This window comes from Mucilaginibacter sp. P1_D10 (assembly GCF_056406215.1).
Genome location: NZ_JBFUAP010000021.1, coordinates 95,805 through 113,866 on the forward strand (window position 1 = coordinate 95,805; position 18,062 = coordinate 113,866).

The following is an 18,062-nucleotide window of genomic DNA, read 5'->3' on the forward strand; positions in this document are numbered from 1 at the left end:
TAAATAAACCAAAAAGGCCCCTTTCGGGGCCTTTACTATTTCAGTATCTCTATCTGCTTAAAGTTCTTGCTGAATTTAAACTCGTAGGTTTTGTCGGCGTTTACCGATACTTCTTTTATCTCTTTGCCATCGGCTATAATTTTTGATGGCTTAAACGGCAGGCCGTTTATTTTGATGTGGTAGCCATCGTATCGCGGCGTGTATAAACCCTCCATGCTTTGTTTGATGCTAAAGGATTTTGCAGTGCCTTTTACGATGAATTTCTTCTCCAGGTAAATATCCTGTTCGTAGGCAAAAGTTTCGCCGTAATCTTCAAAGTAGAAGGAGTTCACTTCGTAATCGCTATAGTAGATGTTCAGCTTCACCTCTTCTATCGGTTTCTCGTTGGTGTACTGCATTACGGGGTACTCCGGTATTACCGAGCCTGCTTTTACAAAGATTGGGATGGTATCCAATGGCGTGGCTACCATTATCTCCTGGCCACCGTCTACGGTTTCCAGGCTCCAGAAATGGTACCATTTGCCTTTTGGCAGGTAAACGGTACGGCTTTGCTGACCAGGTTCAAGCACCGGGCATATCAGTATCTTATCGCCGTAGGTAAACTCATCCTGCCTGAAGTGGTTGGCCAGAGTTTCCTGCTCGTGCATTACTATCGGCCTTAATATAGGGAAGCCGTAACGGTGGTGCTCCCAAAAGGTGGAGTACAGGTACGGTATCAACCTGTAGCGTAGCTCGATGAATTTACGGTTTATGCTGGTGAATGGTTCGCCAAAGCTCCATGGCTCGCGCTCTTTGGTATCGCCGGCTGAGTGTGCTCGCATAAATGGTGAGAATGTGCCCAACTGTATCCAGCGGGTAAACAATTCGCCATCGGGCTCGCCGCTGAAACCGCCTATATCCGTTCCGCAGAATGAGATACCCGATACGGATAAACGCTGCAATTGCACGTTGCCTATTTTGAGGTGTTCCCATGAGGCCACGTTATCGCCCGTCCACACCGATGAGTAACGCTGCACACCTGCATAGCCTGCACGGGTTATGGTGAAGGGGCGCTTATTCTTCATTTGCTTGCGCAGACCTTCGTATGTGGCGCGCACCATTTGCATGCCGTACACATTGTGTGCCTTACGGTGGCTCCCGCGGAAACCATCGTACTGGTGGCGCACATCATCGGGGAAGGTACCTGCACCAAACACGGCAGGTTCGTTCATATCGTTCCAAACGCCGGCCACACCAAGGTCAACCAGGTCGTCGAACAAATCGCCCCACCAGGTACGTACCTCGGGGTTCGTAAAATCGGGGAACTGGCAGCGGCCCGGCCACACATGGCCCTCCATAAAGTAATCGTCGCTGCGGCGGCAGAAATAACGTTTCTCTTTGCCCTCTTTAAACACCGAATAGTTATCATCTACGCGGATGCCGGGATCAATGATCACCACGGTTTTAAAGCCGTTGGCATTCAGGTCCTCAATCATCTTGCGCGGATTGGGGAAATACTTAGGGTTCCAGGTAAAGCAACGGTAGCCATCCATGTAATCGATATCGAGATAGATACCGTCGCAAGGGATTTTATTCTGGCGGAAGCCGTTGGCAATAAACCTTACCTTATTTTCGGGGTAGTAGCTCCAGCGGCATTGGTGGTAGCCCAGTGCCCAAAGCGGGGGCATGGGGTGCGTACCGGTTAAAATGTGGTAATTTTTCACCACATCCATCATGTGCGGGCCGTGTATGTAATAGTACTGCAGTTCGCCGCCATCGGCCCAAAAGCTGGTTTTGGTTGCATCCTCGCAGCCAAAATCGAAATGCGCCTTAAAAGTGTTATCGAAGAAAATACCGTGGGCGATACCTTCGCTTACGCTGATGTAGAAAGGGATGGAGCGGTATAGCGGATCCTGGTTCCAGCCGTAAGAGTAGGCATCGGTGTTCCAGTTCTTTAAACGTTTACCGCGCAGGTTAAACTCTGTAGCCTTATCGCCCAGACCAAAGAAGCTTTCTTCGGGCGCACAGGTTTTGGTACAGAATACGTAATAGCCTCCAAATTTAATGTTCTCTTCCCAGTGCATGGGCGCAGCATCACTACTGGTAATGATGCCATTATTATCGGAGAAAGAAATCAAGAAATCCTCCTTGCGTATATGGCAATTTACTGCGGTGGTAGATACTTTAAACTCCAACTCGCTCTCTGTGAGGGCAAACGGCACCGCTTTGGTAGGCAACTCGGGCACTGCGTAGCTAAATTCATCCAAAAAAACGGTATGCGGGGCTAAACGTATGCGGATGATATCCTTAGTTACGATGGTAACTTCTACACTGGCATCGCCATCTGTAAAGAATATTTTGTTGCCTTTCTGCTCGGCATGGTTGGGTACACCAAGGTATTTTTTTACGATGGGTTTTATGCCATCTGCAGGGTTATTAAGGTGGTGGAACTCTTCATCATCCACTATCATATTTTCCTCTGCAACGAGTAATCTGGCCGTTAGTAATTCGGGGTTGGGGTCAGGTATATTTTTTTTCATAAAAAATCAACATTCAATTTACTTTGTTAATTATTACTTAACAGAGCGTACAAAACACATCAGCAACTGATACTTATCAGCTAATAAACGATTTATTAGTGAATATTCAAGCCATAATTGAGCCAAAATCTTATTTGGGGTTATATTCAAATAATTTTTTAGCTTCGGTACTGTCAATATAAAACAATAATGAACAATTACTTTATCACGCAGCCCCCTTTTAGTGTTAGTAAACGTAGAAACTCTCCCCTTATAAACTTTGTTAACAAAGGGTTAAGATTTTTAAAAACTGGTTATAATGTTCAGCAATTGGATACCAGCGTAGATATGACTACTGCTGAGCAAAGGATCAACTATTATCATTTACTCAATGGTGTTATTACAAGTAATATCCCGGGGGATGTGGTAGAATTGGGCACCTTTACAGGGCAATGCGCTTTACTTTTTCAAAAAGTTATAGAAATGCGCAATTCCGATAAAATTCAGCATGTATTTGACACTTTTACCACTCCATTTAAATTTAAAGGAGATGTGCTCGAAAAGCTAAAAAGCCAATTCAACGATGCCGGACTAAAATTACCCGTTATTCATAAGGGGGATTTTTTTGATACCCTGCCTGCTGAATTACCGCAAACGCTGGCATTTGTACATATCGATTGTGGCTTTGGCGGCGATAAGTTTGAGCACAAAAAGGTAATTATTCACTGCCTGGAAAGCATTTATCCCCGTATGAGCAAGGGAGCTATATGCATCCTGATGGACTATAACGACGTTGCAGAGAACGGCGTTGCTCATGACGTTGCACCGGGTGTAAAACTTGCTTGCGATGAATTTTTAGCTAATAGGCCCGAAAAGATAGAGGCCCTTTACGGCAATCAGTACCTGCATGGCTATTTTACAAAGGTTAACTAAAATCTAACAATAGTCCGCTTTTAGATTTTATATTAATTTCCACTCCCGAAGCAATATCAGTTGTTTTAAACACAGTTTTTGTAAGCAGATCCCTAAAAACCGAATTCCCGGTCAAAGCAAATTGATCTAATAGGTCAACTGGTATTTTTATCGTGATGTCTCTTTCGGCGCTGTTAAAATTCACAGCCACCAGAACGCGCTGTGTTTGGGTATAACGCAGGTAAAAATACATTCTGGTATCGAAGCCGGGCTGACCCTCGTTGGCTATCATCAGTTCATAGAACTCGCCGTTGCGGAGGGCTTCATGGTCTTTTACGGTGTTGAGCAAGTCGCTGTAAAATTTCCTCAATTGCTGCTGTTGTGGGGATAAACCTCCACCATCGAATTGCCCATTATTCACCCATTTTTGGTGCGAGGGCACGCCCCAGTAATCAAATATGGTGGTTCGGCCATCATCGCCGCTGAAGCCTTGTGCGCCATCGGCAGGTTCGCCTACCTCTTGCCCGCCGTATATCATCACCGGGCCGGTTGCCAAAGTGGCGCTCACGATCATTCCCGGTACGGCATACCAGGCATCACCCGCGAAGTAGCGGCTGGCAATGCGTTGCTCGTCGTGGTTTTCCATAAAACGCAGCATATGCTCGTCTATGCCCCGGCTGTGGGTATTCCACACGGCGTTGATATCCCAGGTGCTGCTCCATGGGTCGTTACAGGTCAATTTCCGGATGGCATCGTAGAGGCCCACCTTATCGTACAGGTAATCGAACCCGCCGTTGTGGATGTAATTGTAGTATTGATTTTTATCATAAGCTTCGCCAATGAATATCAGTTCGGGATGTACGGCTTTCAGTTTGGGGATCAGCCAGGCCCAAAACTCTACCGGCACCATCTCTATCATATCGCAGCGGAAACCATCAACCCCCATTTCTGCCCAATAGGTAAGGATGTGGTGCATTTTATACCATAGCGGCGGCACGTGGCCAAAATAGGTTTTGTGCCCATCGAGGTAGTAAACGCCGTAGTTAAGCTTAACCGTCTCGAACCAATCGTTGATGGAAGGTGCCGCGTTAAAAACATCATTGCCGGTTGCTTTGGCGGGGTATTCGTCAAAATGCCCGTCCTTTAACGGCGATATCAACTCGTCGCCACCCGGGTTATAACCCGCCGGCACCCTGAAATGTTGGCCGGGGATGTAGTAAAAATCATTTTCGGAGGTGAAATCTTTGGAGGTATCGTCGTCCTCCCCAAAATCGCGCACGGCTTTGGGGCGCATATCCGATGCGTAGGTGCGCGCCACATGGTTAGGCACGAAATCGATGATTACTTTTAGTCCGTTGACGTGCGTACGGATAACCAGATCCTGAAATTCGTTGATGCGATTGGGCACATCCACAGCCAGATCCGGCGCTATATCGTAATAATCCTTTATGGCATATGGCGACCCGGCGCGGCCCTTCACCACATCGGGGTCGTCGGGCTTGATGCCGTGGGTTGAGTAATCCGTCATGGTAGCGTGCTCAATTACACCTGTGTACCACACGTGGCTAAAACCCATCTTGCCTATTTCTGCGAGAGCCTTGTTGGTAATATCGTTCAGCTTGCCGCAGCCGTTCTCTTCTATAGAACCGTAGAATTTATTGGTGCTATTGGCATTGCCGAACAGGCGCGGAAGCAGTTGGTAGATGATGAGCTTATGGTGGGGAGGAGTCATGCTTAAATGTTATTGCGCGAAAATAAACATTAAGGCGATAATTCAGGGATTGCAGCAATTTCATTGCTTTTGCCGGATACTTCTTGCTGACCAAGGACCGGTTTATTTCGATCAGCGTGCATAACATCCGGGGGGGGACGCTAATACTTCAGTTCTGCTTTTATGTATGATAAAGCCCGGAATACGGCCTATGTGGCAGGAAATTCAATTCGGAAATTAGTTCCCACATGTTCACGGCTTTCTACAGTTATACTTCCTCCTAAAATTTCAACCTGGGATCTGACCATAAATAAGCCCATGCCTTTGCCGGGGAAACCCGAATGGAAACGCTGGTATAAACCAAAAATATTTGTTTTGTTCTTCTCCTGGTTAAAGCCCATGCCATTATCCGCAAAAGAGAGCACAACCATATTATTCACCAATTGGCTTTTAATTTCAATCCTGCCGATAATATCTTTCCTTCGATATTTTAGGCTGTTGGAAATAAGGTTATAAAAAATACTGTACAGGTAAGCCTTTACCGTAAATAGTTCCCCTATTGCCGAAAAATCATACGCAATGTTATATTCATACGTCAATAATAAATCGTGGATATTCATTTTTATATCGTCCACCAAATCAGAAAAACGAACCGTTTCTTTGGACTGATTGCCTGATTTTATCTCCAAAATATGGTTCAGGTCTTTGATAATATGATCTAAATTAATAGCGGATTGATAAACTGCCCTATTGTATATAATCCTGTCTTCGCAGGGCAGTTCGGGATCCTCCAGGGCACCCGCAGCGCCAATAATGTTGGCTACCGGAGCCCTTAAATTATGAGAAATGATATAACCAAACTGTTCCAGTTCTGCATTTCGCCGCGACATTTCACCAATTATCGCCTCCCGTTCTGCCACAGCTAATTTTCGCCTGGTAATATCCCAGTTAACGCCGATCATCCTGACGGGGACACCCATATCATTACATTCAACCGTACCCGTCGCCCTTATTGAATGAACGCCATGGTTACCATCTACTATCCTGAATTCGGTATCGTATTTTTTTTCTCCCCTCAGCGCCAGTTGTATTTCCTCGTTTACTCGATCCTTATCTTCCGGATGGAGCCGTGAAGTCCAGGCCTCATAAACTGAATCAAATCCGCTGTCATTAATATGGTAAAGTTGAAACATGCCGTCGTCCCAATGAAGTTTATCATTGACGACGTCCCAGTCCCATATCCCCAGAGCCGCGCTTTTGGTAGCCAGTTGCAGCCTGTAGTTCAGTCTTTTAAGCTCTTCATTTATTTTAACCCGCTCAGCAGTTTGTTTGCGTATCAGGCGGAATTTTTCAATCGCATTGACCACCGCAGAAGGCAGGCGCGATAACCGGTCTTTAATGATGTAGTCATTTGCTCCCTCTTTCATGATCTTTACCGCGAACTCATCTGTCATTGTGGCTGTGATCAGAATAAACGGAATGTTGATCCCTGAGGACTGAACCATTTTTAAAGCTTGATGGGAATTAAAGTTGGGGAGTGAGTGGTCAGACAAAATAATATCGGCCGGATAGTTTTCCAGTGCCTGCTGAAAGCTTTCCTTATCACGCACTAACAGCACATCATGATTGTTGAGGCCTTTAATAAGTTCTCTTTTGATTAGCTCTGCGTCCAGCGGAGAATCTTCCAATAGCAAAATATGAATGGGATCGTTCACGCCGTATTAACTAAGTGGTGGATGATTATGCGATAACCAGTATATACCCAGGTCGGTAACTATTTTCTGAAAGCTTTCGAAATCGACGGGTTTAACAATATAGCTGTTAGCTCCCAGCGAATAAGCCCGCTCTACATCCGGATCTTCTTTGGACGAGGTAAGCACCACTACAGGGATCTTTTGGGTTAGTTGGTTGCCGGCTATTTTCTCCAGCACCTCCAGTCCGCTTACTTTCGGCATTTTCAGATCCAGTAAAATAACCCGGGGCCTGTTGTTTACATTTCTGCCGGTATAAACTCCTTTGCCGAAAAGAAAGTCGAGCGCTACCGCGCCATTTTTTAAATGGACGATCTTTACATGGGTGTTGTTTTTGCGCAGCGCACGAATGGTTAATTCGGCATCATGTAAACTGTCTTCTATAAGCAGGATGTCAACTTGTTCGTTTTCCATTTAGTTTATTGTTTTGGGGCTGTTTGTGGTAAACTGAAATTAAAAGTGGCGCCTTTATCAATTTCAGCCGTCGCCCATATTCTTCCGCCGTGCTTTTTAATAATCCGGTGCACCAGCGCCAATCCTACGCCTGTTCCTTCAAATTCTTCCGTATCATGCAGTCGTTGAAACACGCCGAATAATTTATGCGCGTATTGCATATCGAAACCAACGCCATTGTCTGTAATTGAATAAATAATCTCCGCATCGTGCTGAATGCAGCTGACCTCTATAACAGGCTTAGGCGAGTGAACAGAATATTTAATGGCATTGGATAATAAGTTTAGCCATACCTGGCTAATGAGCGAGTGGTCTGCAAGCACCGGTGAAAGTTGATGGATTTCGATGGTTGCCTTATGAGTTGTCAGTACCGTTAATTCATCTACAGCGTTCTTTACCACCAGGTTCATGTCAACATTTGTTTTAAACACACCGTTTCGGCCGAGCCTCGAAAAAGTAAGCAGGTCATCAATGAGCACACCCATTTTTTTGGCGCTATCCTGTACAATTGAAAGCAACCGCTTGCCTTCATCGTCAAAAATATTTTGGTATTCTTCCTGGAGAATAATGGCATAACCATTTACTATTCGTAGTGGCGCCCGGAGGTCATGGGAAACCGAATAAGAAAATGCCTCCAGTTCCTGGTTAGCTGCCTCCAGTTCCTCCGTCCGTTCGATAACCTTTTGTTCCAGGGCTTCATTTAATTTCCGGATATCTTCCTCATTCAGCTTTCGGATATTGTCTTCCGCGATTTTTAAATCCCGGTTGGCATTACTCAACTCAGCCGCACGCTTTTCTTTTTCTGCGTTCTGGAATACCAGCTCGGCATTAGCTATGATCAACTCAGCCGCACGCTTTTCTTTTTCCTGGTTTTGAAAAGACAGCTCTCTATTGGCAATGATGAGCTCCGCCGCACGCTTTTCTTTTTCTGCATTCTGGAACACCAACTCGGCATTAGCGATGATCAGCTCAGCCGCACGCTTTTCTTTTTCCTGGTTTTGAAAAGACAGCTCTCTATTGGCAATGATGAGCTCCGCTGCCCGATTTTCTTTCTCCTCGTTTTGGAAATCGAGTTCAATATTAGCTATAATGAGTTCGGCTGCCCTTTTTTCTTTTTCTATGTTTTGAAAGGCCAGTTCGTTGTTAGCCAATATAAGTTCAGCTGCGCTTAATTGCTCGGGGGAATTTGCCGGTGCCTTTGAATTAATTTGATCTTTATTCATGGACTGATTAAGCAACTTTATAAAAAATAATTATGCTTTAGAAAGTATGAATGCCGATTGCATAAAAGGCGGCAAGTTAAAAGGTTAGGCTAAAAAAAAGGAACCGGTTAAGTAAACCTAATTTCCTAAGAAGTGTTGGAAGGTACGCTTATTAATCATATCAACAGGCACTTATTTAATGGTAGTTTATTAATTGCGAAAAGCGCAATCATCACCGTCATTAAAGAAAAATAGCAAAACTTTTAACCAGTTTTGCTATTTATTTCGCAGGTAATGTGTTTGTTATTTAGTGCCGACGAATGCCTCTTGCTGTGCATTTATTGAAACATCTTCCCCATTCAATAAAACAACAAGTGCCTTTTCCGATAAATTCTTCACCCTCACCCCATCGTGGGCTATCCGTATGTTCAACAAACTCCCGCGGAACCCAATCTGGAACGATAAGGCTTTCCATTCGCCGGGTAACAAGGGGTTGAACGATAGCCTCCCATCCTTTACCCGCATGCCGCCGAAACCTTCCACTACAGCCATCCAGGTGCCGGCCATCGAGGTGATATGGCAGCCATCATCCGTATCGTCGTTATAATCGTCTATATCCAACCTTGAGGTGCGGAGGTAAAACTGATAGGCGCGCTCCACATCGCCCAGCTTAGCGGCTAATATGGCGTGTACGCAGGGCGATAGCGACGACTCGTGCACCGTTCTTGGTTCGTAAAAATCATAATTGCGGCGGATGGTATCGATATCGTAATCCTCCTCAAAAAAATAAAGCCCCTGCAGCACATCTGCCTGCTTAATGTAGATAGAGCGGAGTATCCTGTCCCAGCTCCATTTTTTTACCAATGGTAATTCGGATTTCGGCAAATCTTTAACGAGGATCTGTTCTTTATCCAGGTAGCCATCCTGTTGCAAATAGATACCCAGTTTATCGTCATGCGCGAAATACATTTTGGCAATAATATCTGCGAAGCGACTTGTTTCGGTTGCCTCATCAAAGTTTATTTTAGCGGCAAGCGCATCGTATTTAGCGTTATCAGTCTGTTTTACTTTTCCAATAACTTCCAAAGCGTACTTCATGCACCAAACCGCTATGGTGCTGGTGTACCAGTTGTTGTTTACGTTGTTCTCATACTCATTCGGGCCGGTTACGCCCAACATTACGTACTGCTGCTTATCTGCCGACCAGGTAATGCGTTGCGACCAGAAACGCGAAATGGCTATCAAAACTTCCAGTCCGTAATCGGCCAGGTAGGCTTCATCGCCGGTGTAGCGCACGTAATTGTAGATAGCAAAGGCAATAGCGCCGTTGCGGTGTATCTCCTCGAAGGTTATCTCCCACTCATTGTGGCATTCGGTGCCATCCATGGTTACCATGGGGTAAAGGGCTGCGCCGTTTTTAAAGCCAAGCAGTTTGGCGTTCTCGATAGCTTTGCCCAACTGCTTGTAGCGGTAAAGCAGCAGGTTACGGGCCACTTTTTGCTCTGCCGTGGCCAGGTAAAAGGGCACGCAATAAGCCTCGGTATCCCAATAGGTGCTGCCGCCGTATTTTTCGCCGGTGAAGCCTTTGGGGCCGATGTTCAATCGGTCGTCCTCGCCGGTGTAGGTTTGGTTAAGCTGGAATATATTGAAACGAATGCCCTGCTGTGCTTTGGCATCGCCTTCTATAATGATATCGTTATGCTTCCACTTTTCGGCCCAGGCAGCGGCTTGCTCGGCCAGCATGGTATCGAAGCCCTTGGCGGATATTTGTCCAAGTTTCACTTTCAGCGTGTCAACCAATTCTTCGGCAGGGTAATTCTGAGAGGAAAGATTGGCGGCGTACTTGTAAATAGTAAGAGATTGACGGGTGCCAATTTCATATATTATTTTCGCACCAAAATATTTTTCCTTGAAAATAGGCGTACCGTCCAATACCCGCGAATCACCATTTATAAGCGTTGTGAACATCATGCCGGTAGCTACGTCAAAACCAGTTTTTTTAGTTCGCATATGCACGAACCCGCCATTTCCCCAGTCATCTTTTGCGATATCTTCCCAGAACTTTTCATCGTAATTCGCATCCTGGTTTTTCACATCACCATCAATATACGGAGTGATGGTTAATTTGCCTGCAAAATTGATGGATGAAATACGATATTTAATAGCACCTGTTTCATCATCAGTCATACTGCAAAATCGAGTAGCCTCCACAACAACTTCGTTGCCATTTTTTGTTCGGGCTCTAAATCTACGGTGCAAGTACCCCTCTTTCATGTTCAACTCACGGCTAAATTCACTTACCTCGCATTTAGCCAAATCCAATTGCTCTTCGCCTATCCAAACATCTATCCCAATCCAGTTGGCGGCGTTCAAAACTTTGGCAAAATACTCGGGGTAGCCGTTCTTCCACCAGCCCACACGGGTTTTATCGGGGTAGTAAACACCTGCTACGTAGTTGCCCTGCAAGGTCTCGCCGCTGTAAGCTTCCTCAAAGTTGGCGCGCTGCCCCATACGCCCGTTGCCCAGGCTGAATACGCTTTCGGCCACTTTATTATAGTGCGGGTCGAACCCTTCTTCGATGATCTTCCACTCGTCAACTTTAAAATAATCCTTCATAAACAGCGTCTTTCGTTAGCTGCGCTAAAATAATATAAACATTTATAATTAATTGCCACAGCCTTATCAAAATAACGATGCTCACCTGAGCATTTTGCTATGCAATGCCGCGCGTTTTCGCCTCGCCAGGCTGACTAAGTCGTTTAAGTAAACGACATTAACTTGCACATCACGAATTTCATCTCTACCTTGCATCACCTGCTATGAAAAATACCGTATTAATTATTGGTGCCGGAGCCGCAGGGTTGATGGCTGCTCATGCTTTGGCCAAAGCGGGCAAAAAAACAATCGTACTCGAGGCCCGCAACCGTATTGGCGGCCGTATCCACACGCTTAGTGACGAGTCTTTTCTTAACCCTACCGAACTAGGCGCCGAGTTTATCCATGGCGATTTGCCTCTAACCCTCAACCTTTTAAAAGAGGCCAATATCCCCCATCGACCTGCGAGCGGAGAAATGCTCCGCTACGAAAACGGCAGCTTCGACGGCAGCGAGGGTATTATGGACGATTGGGATTTGCTTATAGGTGAACTAAGCGGACTGCAAACCGATACCAGCATCAACGATTTCCTGCTTCGCGAATTTCCCGGCGAAAAATACCAGACCCTGCGCACCAGCGTATGGAAATTCGTAAGCGGGTATGATACTGCCGACCCGTGCGATGCCAGCGCCTTTGCCCTTCGTAATGAATGGGAACACGACGAGATGGACGCCCAGCACCGTATAGATGGCGGCTATTGCCGGCTCATGAATTTTTTAGCAAGCACCTGCAAGGCCAATGGCGGCGAAATATTTTTGAACGCCGTGGTAAAAGAAATCTCTTGGGAAGCAGGTAAGGTGACAGCCCTTACTACCGATGGAGACGAATATCAAGCCACCCAATTACTAATTGCCATGCCGCTTGGCGTACTAAAAGCGGGGGCCGGCGAATTGGGCGCTATCAGTTTCTCACCACAGATACCCGCGCACAGCAAAGCGATACAACAGATGGGCTTCGGCGCGGTTATTAAGATATTATTCGAGTTTACGGAGGCGTTTTGGCTGGATAGCCGCAGCGAAGATATCGCCGGCAAAAGCATCAAGGAAATGGGCTACCTGTTTTCTGACGAGGAAATACCCACCTGGTGGACACAGATGCCCGAGCAATCGAACATACTCACCGGCTGGATAGGCGGCCCCGCAGCAGCCGAAAAGGCAAAGCTATCGGATGAGGTGATTAGCGGGCAGGGACTGCAATCCCTGGCCAATATTTTCAAACATGATGTGGCCGACCTGAAAAGCATGCTACTCGCCCGCCGCATTATGAACTGGACAACCGCCCCATTCACCCGTGGCTCCTATGGCTACGATACCGTGGAAGCCCCTGAAGCCCGCAAGGTATTGTGCACGCCCGTGGATGATACGATTTATTTCTGCGGCGAATATTTGTACGATGGTACGGCTATGGGTACGGTTGAGGCTGCGCTAAGCAGCGGGGCTGATGTGGCGAAAAAGATAATCAGTAAATAATATGACGAATCCTGAACCGCTCACTATTATTAACCTTGCCGCGGAGATGGCTACCGACGAGGCCTATAAGAACATTCCCGTATCGTTCGTCAACGACCACGTCATCCGCGCCAGCGTAATGACGGAGGATTTCTATTGGCATTACCACCCCAATTCCGACGAAACGTTTTTAGTGACCGAGGGCAGCCTGCTGATAGACCTTGAAGATAAAACCGTAGAACTGCAGATTGGAGAGTTGTTCAGCATCCCCAAAAATGTAATACACCGAACCCGGCCAAAGGGCAGCCGCTCGGTGAATATCACTTTCGAACTTGCGGATATGGAAACGGTGAAGGTGGAGCGGTAGTCCGTCAAAGTGTGATTATTTAGTTACCTTGGGGGCTACCCCAACTATGACGGTTCCGCAATTAAACAGGTTAAATTACTTAAACGTTGCAGCTATGCTGCTGGCATCGTGCCTGGCTATTGTCGTGCCCTTCGAATTGGTCTTGCTTTCGTACGCAGTTTTGGGGCCCCTGCATTATCTAACCGAAATTTCCTGGTTAAGCGGCAAACAATTCTTCACCCTAAAAAAATATGATTATTTACTTATACTGGCGGTAATCCTCATTTGCCTGCTGTTCCGGCTGCCCTTCGTGAAAATGGTGTACTACACTTTTGGATTATCCATTATACTGCAAACCATACCAGGCAACCGCTTAAGGGCTGCCGCATTTATCCTGCTGGTATGTGCGGGTAATTTGCTGCTCAGCAATAATTTTTGGCGTACTATTTTTGGCTTGTACATCCCCACGCTTATCCATGTTTATGTGTTTACGGGGGCGTTCCTGTTGTTCGGGGCATTGAAAGACAAGGTTGCTTCTGGCTATGTGGCGGTATTCATCTTTTTGCTTTGTCCGGCCTTGCTTTGCATCCTGTTTACTTCTACCGATACCAGGCCCACGCTTTGGGCCATGAGCAACTACGGGCATTTTGCCAACCTGAACAAGGTTAGCCTGCGTAATCAATCGTTAAGCATATTTACTGATAGGGCAAGCATCACCCTGACCCGGGTAATTGCCTTTGCTTATACCTATCATTATGTCAATTGGTTCACCAAAACAGGGCTGATTGGCTGGCACCGCATATCCATAACCAGGGCGGTTATTATCGGCGCAATTTGGATAGCTTCAGTCGCGCTATATTTTTATGATTATCACTTAGGCTTCAGTTGGTTATTTATCTTAAGCCTCGGCCATGTAATATTGGAATTCCCGCTGAATCAGCGCAGTTTTATCGGCATCGGGAGGGAATTAAAACAAAGGCTTACCGGGTGATTTTGAGCCCTGAAACCGATACAGGCAAGTAGGATATTATTAAGAAATGATATGCTCAAATTGCGTGAGTTGCTTAAAGCGTTGCTCGTTTACTTTCCATAAATACCGGTAAAATAAAGAGGCCATCAATCCGCCAACGATGCAAGCACCGCCGGTTACGATAAACATATAAGATAATTCGGCAAAAAGTTTTTGAACGCCAAATATAGCAATGGCTATCAGGCATAAAAACAAGGCCAATATGCCCCCCTGTATAATGCCGCCGTCAAACAAACAATAACTTAGCTTCCCCTCAGTGCGGGTTTGTTCCCATTGTTTCACAAACCGAATATTCTCGGCATCTTCTACGGTAAGCCCTTTTGCCTTCAGTCGCTCAATTTCTTGCAGTTTGGCATCATGGCGGAAATAATCGCGCAAGCCATATGCAGAAAAGAACACCCAAAAATAGGTATCGAAAAAAATATCGCAGGCAACAACGCCTATTAAAATTAATAACGCTAAAATAAGGAGGATGTCTTTATGATGGAAGCTCCAATATTTTTCAAAGAGGCCCTTATTCATAAATTTTGAATTTTACGCCCCCTGCCCTGCCAACAGATATAACACAGCCATGCGGATGGCCACGCCATTCTCCACCTGATCCAGGATGATAGATTGCTTGCTGTCGGCAACATCGCTGGTTATTTCCACGCCACGGTTTATGGGGCCCGGGTGCATAATGGTAATCTCCTTATCCAGCGAATCGAGGATTTGCTTGTTCAAGCCGTAAAGCATGGTGTATTCGCGTTGCGAGGGGAAGTAGCGAATGTCCTGCCGTTCCAGCTGAATGCGCAGCATATTGGCCACATCGCACCAGTTTAAGGCCTTGATCAGGTTATGTTCAACCAATACACCCAACGAGCGGATATACTTGGGTATAAGCGTAGTAGGCCCGCAAACCATCACTTCAGCACCCAATTGTTTAAGGCAAAGGATATTGGATAGGGCCACGCGCGAATGCAAAATATCACCTACGATGACCACCTTTTTACCGGCTACCTCGCCATAACGTTCGCGGATAGAGAAGGCATCCAGCAAGGCCTGGGTAGGGTGCTCGTGCGCGCCGTCGCCGGCGTTTACGATCTGGGCCTTTACATGCTTGGCCAAAAATACCCCGGCCCCTGCGTAAGGGTGGCGCATCACCACCATATCCACTTTCATGGCCAGGATGTTGTTCACGGTATCAACAAGCGTTTCCCCTTTGCTAACCGAAGACGATGATGCCGAGAAATTCACCACATCCGCAGATAGCCTTTTCTCAGCCAGTTCGAACGATAAACGGGTACGGGTAGAGTTCTCGAAGAATATATTGGCGATGGTTACATCGCGCAGCGAAGGTACCTTTTTGATGGGCCGGTTAAGCACCGTCTTAAAATTATCAGCAGTTTCGAATATCTTTTCGATATCCGAAAGGTTCAAATCTTTAATTCCTAAAAGATGCCTTGTACTTAATGCCATGTGTTTCTAAAATATCATTTTACCACCCCGTCATTGCGAGGCACGAAGCAATCTCTAAGCTTTGCATGTCCGCCCTGCCCGTCGGGAGATTGCTTCGTTCCTCGCAATGACGCTGGGTTTTATTCTTCTCTCGCCTCCGATACCAGCACAATCCTATCTTCTCCGTCGGTTTCTTTCCAGCTTACTACTACCTTTTGCGATGCGATGCTGTCTACTTCTATCCCCACGTAATCGGGCGCAACAGGTATGTGGCGCGAGTAGCGGCGATCTACCAGGGTGAGCAGTTCCACTTTTTGTGGCCTGCCGAAGGCTTGCATGGCATCCATGGCGGCGCGGATGGTGCGGCCTGTCCATAGTACATCGTCCATCATGATTACCTTTTTACCTTCGATGATGAAATCTATCTTGGTTTGATTGGGTACCAGCTGCGTTTCGCGTCTGCGGAAATCGTCGCGGTAAAAGGTTATGTCGAGGTCGCCCTGCAGTATTTTGCTTTCCGGAAGTATTTTCCTGAGTTCTTCGGCCACGCGGTAGGCTAAATAAATGCCCCGTGGCTGTATGCCAATCAGTGCCGAACCCGAAAAATCGTTATGATTTTCGATTAACTGACGACATAAACGCTGTATAGTAATTTGAAATTTCTGACCGTCGAGCAGCGTTAGATTTTGCATCGTTTGGGTGGATTTGGGCAAAAGTAGCAAATAGTTTTGAGTTTTGGGGATGATTTGTTTTGCACGCAAAGGCGCAAGGCCGCAAAGATTTATTGTAGAGACGCAATATTTTGCGTCTGCCGGGCGAAATACAAAAAACACATCCTTGTTACATTATCCTCCCGATATTATATTTATCTTCATCCGTTATTTTCAACACATCACAATCAAATGAAACTGCTTTATAAAATTTCTTTAGCTGCCGCGCTTACCTGCGCAGCTATTGCACCTGCCTTTTCGCAAACTGAAGTTATCGAAAGGCTCCCTACCGATTACCTGAGCAAGGAATTCCATGCCGGCAGGCGCCAGGCCCTGCGCGATAAGATGCCCGCTAACTCGGTTGCGGTTATATTCGCTTTCCCGGAGGAGGTTTTCTCTAACGACGTAAACTACGTTTACCACCAAAACCCCGACCTTTATTACCTCAGCGGCTACAAAGAGCCAAACGCCATGCTGCTGGTATTTAAGGATATGCAGGGTAGCGGCAGCAACGCCTACAACGAAGTGCTATTTGTGCAGAAACGCGATGCCGCCCGCGAGCAGTGGACGGGCAAACGCTTAGGCGTTGAAGGCGCAAAAAATAAACTTGGCTTTAAAGATGCCTATAACAGTGCCGAATTTGCGGCCTTCGCTATCGATTTCAAAAAATTCGCTACTATTTTGTACGATGGCATCCCCGGCGACGTGGGTGCGGATGTCTCTAAAGGCAGCCTGAGCGATCTGGTGAGCATTTTCAGAACCAAAGCCGGCATCAAGGATGCCGATAAAGGCCTGCTTGCCGATCTTACCCTGATTGCCCAACGTGGCACACCAAAAAATATCGACCGTATTTTGACTTATCTGAAACCTAAGCTGGAATTGGATGCTTATAAAAACAACGCCCTGATACAGGCATTGGTAGCCAAACCCGATTCTGCAACCCTGGCCGATTTTAAAGCCAAGGTAGCGGCAGATATGGGCGGCACCGTACTTTACGATGATGCCTTAACCCAACTGCGCGGCGTAAAAACGCCTGAAGAACTGGCCCTTATTAAAAAGGCGGTACAGATAAGCAGCTTTGCCCATGCCGAAGCCATGCGCGCCGTAACCCCTGCAATGAGCGAGCGCGAACTGGAAGGCATTATGCTATACGTGCATAAAAAATACGGTGCCGAAGATGAAGGCTACCCACCAATTGTAGGCGCAGGCGGCAACGGCTGTATTCTGCATTATGAGGAAAACAACGCCACAGCCGTACAAAACCAACTGGTGCTGATGGATGTTGGTGCCGAATACCATGGTTATTCTGCCGACGTCACCCGTACCTTCCCGGCCAACGGCAAGTTTACCGAGGAGCAAAAAGCTATTTACCAGATTGTATATGATGCGCAGGAAGCGGTGTTCGCCTTATGCAAAGCAGGCGTGCCGTACTCACAACTGGAACTTAAAACCCGCGAGGTACTTGCCGCCGGCTTAATAAAACTGGGCCTGATAAAAACAGCAGCCGAAGTAAGCAAGTACTACCCGCATGGCGTATCGCACCACATAGGGCTTGATGTGCACGATAAAGGCGCTTATGGCGGCCCTCTGGAAGAAGGCATGGTAATCACCGTGGAGCCGGGCATCTATATCCCCGCAGGCAGCCCGTGCGACCGTAAATGGTGGAACATAGGCGTGCGTATAGAAGACGATATACAGATAGGCAAAGACAAAGGCATCAACCTATCCGCAGATGCGCCACGCAGCTGGCAGGAGATAGAGAAGGTAGCATTGCAAAAAAGCATCTTCGATGCGGCGAAGTTCCCGGCATTGAAATAACCTGCTCGCCTATTTAAACACAAAACGCGCAAAGAATTTGCGTAACGATTAGCACAAGGGCACAGAGAATATTCTTTGTGCCCTTTGTGCT

At 46.6% G+C, this 18,062-nt stretch carries 14 protein-coding genes; 5 read left to right on the forward strand and 9 right to left on the reverse strand.

Annotation, left to right across the window (positions count from 1 at the left end; genetic code table 11):
- Positions 1-35 precede the first annotated feature (35 nt).
- A complete protein-coding gene (locus tag AC1DYT_RS24300) occupies positions 36-2,450 on the reverse strand; it encodes a glycoside hydrolase family 31 protein (protein WP_477472145.1) in 2,415 nt (804 codons plus the stop codon).
- Between the two features lie 378 nt (positions 2,451-2,828).
- Between AC1DYT_RS24300 and AC1DYT_RS24305 the strand changes: the two genes are divergently transcribed.
- A complete protein-coding gene (locus AC1DYT_RS24305) occupies positions 2,829-3,431 on the forward strand; it encodes a class I SAM-dependent methyltransferase (RefSeq protein WP_477472088.1) in 603 nt (200 codons plus the stop codon).
- On the opposite strand, the gene AC1DYT_RS24310 is transcribed toward AC1DYT_RS24305, so the two are convergent.
- The 5 genes from AC1DYT_RS24310 to AC1DYT_RS24330 all read right to left on the reverse strand — a co-directional run bounded on the left by AC1DYT_RS24310 (position 3,424) and on the right by AC1DYT_RS24330 (position 11,143).
- A complete protein-coding gene (locus AC1DYT_RS24310; protein WP_477472089.1) occupies positions 3,424-5,142 on the reverse strand; it encodes an alpha-amylase family glycosyl hydrolase in 1,719 nt (572 codons plus the stop codon). The two genes, AC1DYT_RS24305 and AC1DYT_RS24310, sit on opposite strands and share 8 nt — an antisense overlap.
- A gap of 188 nt (positions 5,143-5,330) precedes the next feature.
- Positions 5,331-6,836: a sensor histidine kinase gene (locus tag AC1DYT_RS24315; RefSeq protein WP_477472090.1), complete on the reverse strand. Its 1,506-nt coding sequence runs from the start codon at positions 6,834-6,836 to the stop codon at positions 5,331-5,333.
- Between the two features lie 6 nt (positions 6,837-6,842).
- Positions 6,843-7,286, reverse strand: coding sequence for a response regulator (locus AC1DYT_RS24320; RefSeq protein ID WP_477472091.1), 444 nt, complete (start codon positions 7,284-7,286; stop codon positions 6,843-6,845).
- A 5-nt stretch (positions 7,287-7,291) separates the two neighbouring features.
- The gene (locus AC1DYT_RS24325) at positions 7,292-8,548 is read right to left on the reverse strand and encodes a sensor histidine kinase (protein WP_477472092.1); all 1,257 of its coding nucleotides are present in this window, start codon (positions 8,546-8,548) and stop codon (positions 7,292-7,294) included.
- Positions 8,549-8,830: 282 nt separating this feature from the next.
- Complete coding sequence (locus AC1DYT_RS24330; protein ID WP_477472093.1) at positions 8,831-11,143, reverse strand: family 65 glycosyl hydrolase domain-containing protein; 2,313 nt, start codon at positions 11,141-11,143, stop codon at positions 8,831-8,833.
- Between the two features lie 203 nt (positions 11,144-11,346).
- Here AC1DYT_RS24330 and AC1DYT_RS24335 point away from each other — a divergent pair, with 203 nt between their 5' ends.
- From AC1DYT_RS24335 to AC1DYT_RS24345, 3 genes are read left to right on the forward strand one after another with little or no spacing between them, the layout of a single operon-like run.
- The gene (locus AC1DYT_RS24335) at positions 11,347-12,651 is read left to right on the forward strand and encodes a flavin monoamine oxidase family protein (protein WP_477472094.1); all 1,305 of its coding nucleotides are present in this window, start codon (positions 11,347-11,349) and stop codon (positions 12,649-12,651) included.
- 1 nt (position 12,652) lies between these two features.
- Complete coding sequence (locus AC1DYT_RS24340) at positions 12,653-12,997, forward strand: cupin domain-containing protein (RefSeq protein ID WP_477472095.1); 345 nt, start codon at positions 12,653-12,655, stop codon at positions 12,995-12,997.
- A 46-nt stretch (positions 12,998-13,043) separates the two neighbouring features.
- Entirely contained in the window at positions 13,044-13,967 is a 924-nt protein-coding gene (locus AC1DYT_RS24345) for a hypothetical protein (RefSeq protein ID WP_477472096.1), read from the forward strand.
- A gap of 39 nt (positions 13,968-14,006) precedes the next feature.
- On the opposite strand, the gene AC1DYT_RS24350 is transcribed toward AC1DYT_RS24345, so the two are convergent.
- The 3 genes from AC1DYT_RS24350 to pyrR all read right to left on the reverse strand — a co-directional run bounded on the left by AC1DYT_RS24350 (position 14,007) and on the right by pyrR (position 16,135).
- Positions 14,007-14,528 (reverse strand): hypothetical protein, encoded by a 522-nt coding sequence (locus AC1DYT_RS24350; protein ID WP_477472097.1) that lies wholly within the window; start codon positions 14,526-14,528, stop codon positions 14,007-14,009.
- Positions 14,529-14,540: 12 nt separating this feature from the next.
- Positions 14,541-15,464, reverse strand: coding sequence for an aspartate carbamoyltransferase catalytic subunit (locus tag AC1DYT_RS24355; RefSeq protein WP_477458709.1), 924 nt, complete (start codon positions 15,462-15,464; stop codon positions 14,541-14,543).
- 119 nt (positions 15,465-15,583) lie between these two features.
- On the reverse strand, positions 15,584-16,135 hold the full coding sequence (pyrR, locus tag AC1DYT_RS24360) for a bifunctional pyr operon transcriptional regulator/uracil phosphoribosyltransferase PyrR (RefSeq protein WP_477472098.1): 552 nt from the start codon (positions 16,133-16,135) through the stop codon (positions 15,584-15,586).
- 210 nt (positions 16,136-16,345) lie between these two features.
- On the opposite strand from pyrR, the gene AC1DYT_RS24365 reads away from it, so the two are divergent.
- Positions 16,346-17,971, forward strand: a complete 1,626-nt coding sequence (locus AC1DYT_RS24365; protein ID WP_477472099.1) for an aminopeptidase P N-terminal domain-containing protein — start codon at positions 16,346-16,348, stop codon at positions 17,969-17,971.
- Positions 17,972-18,062: the final 91 nt, after the last annotated feature.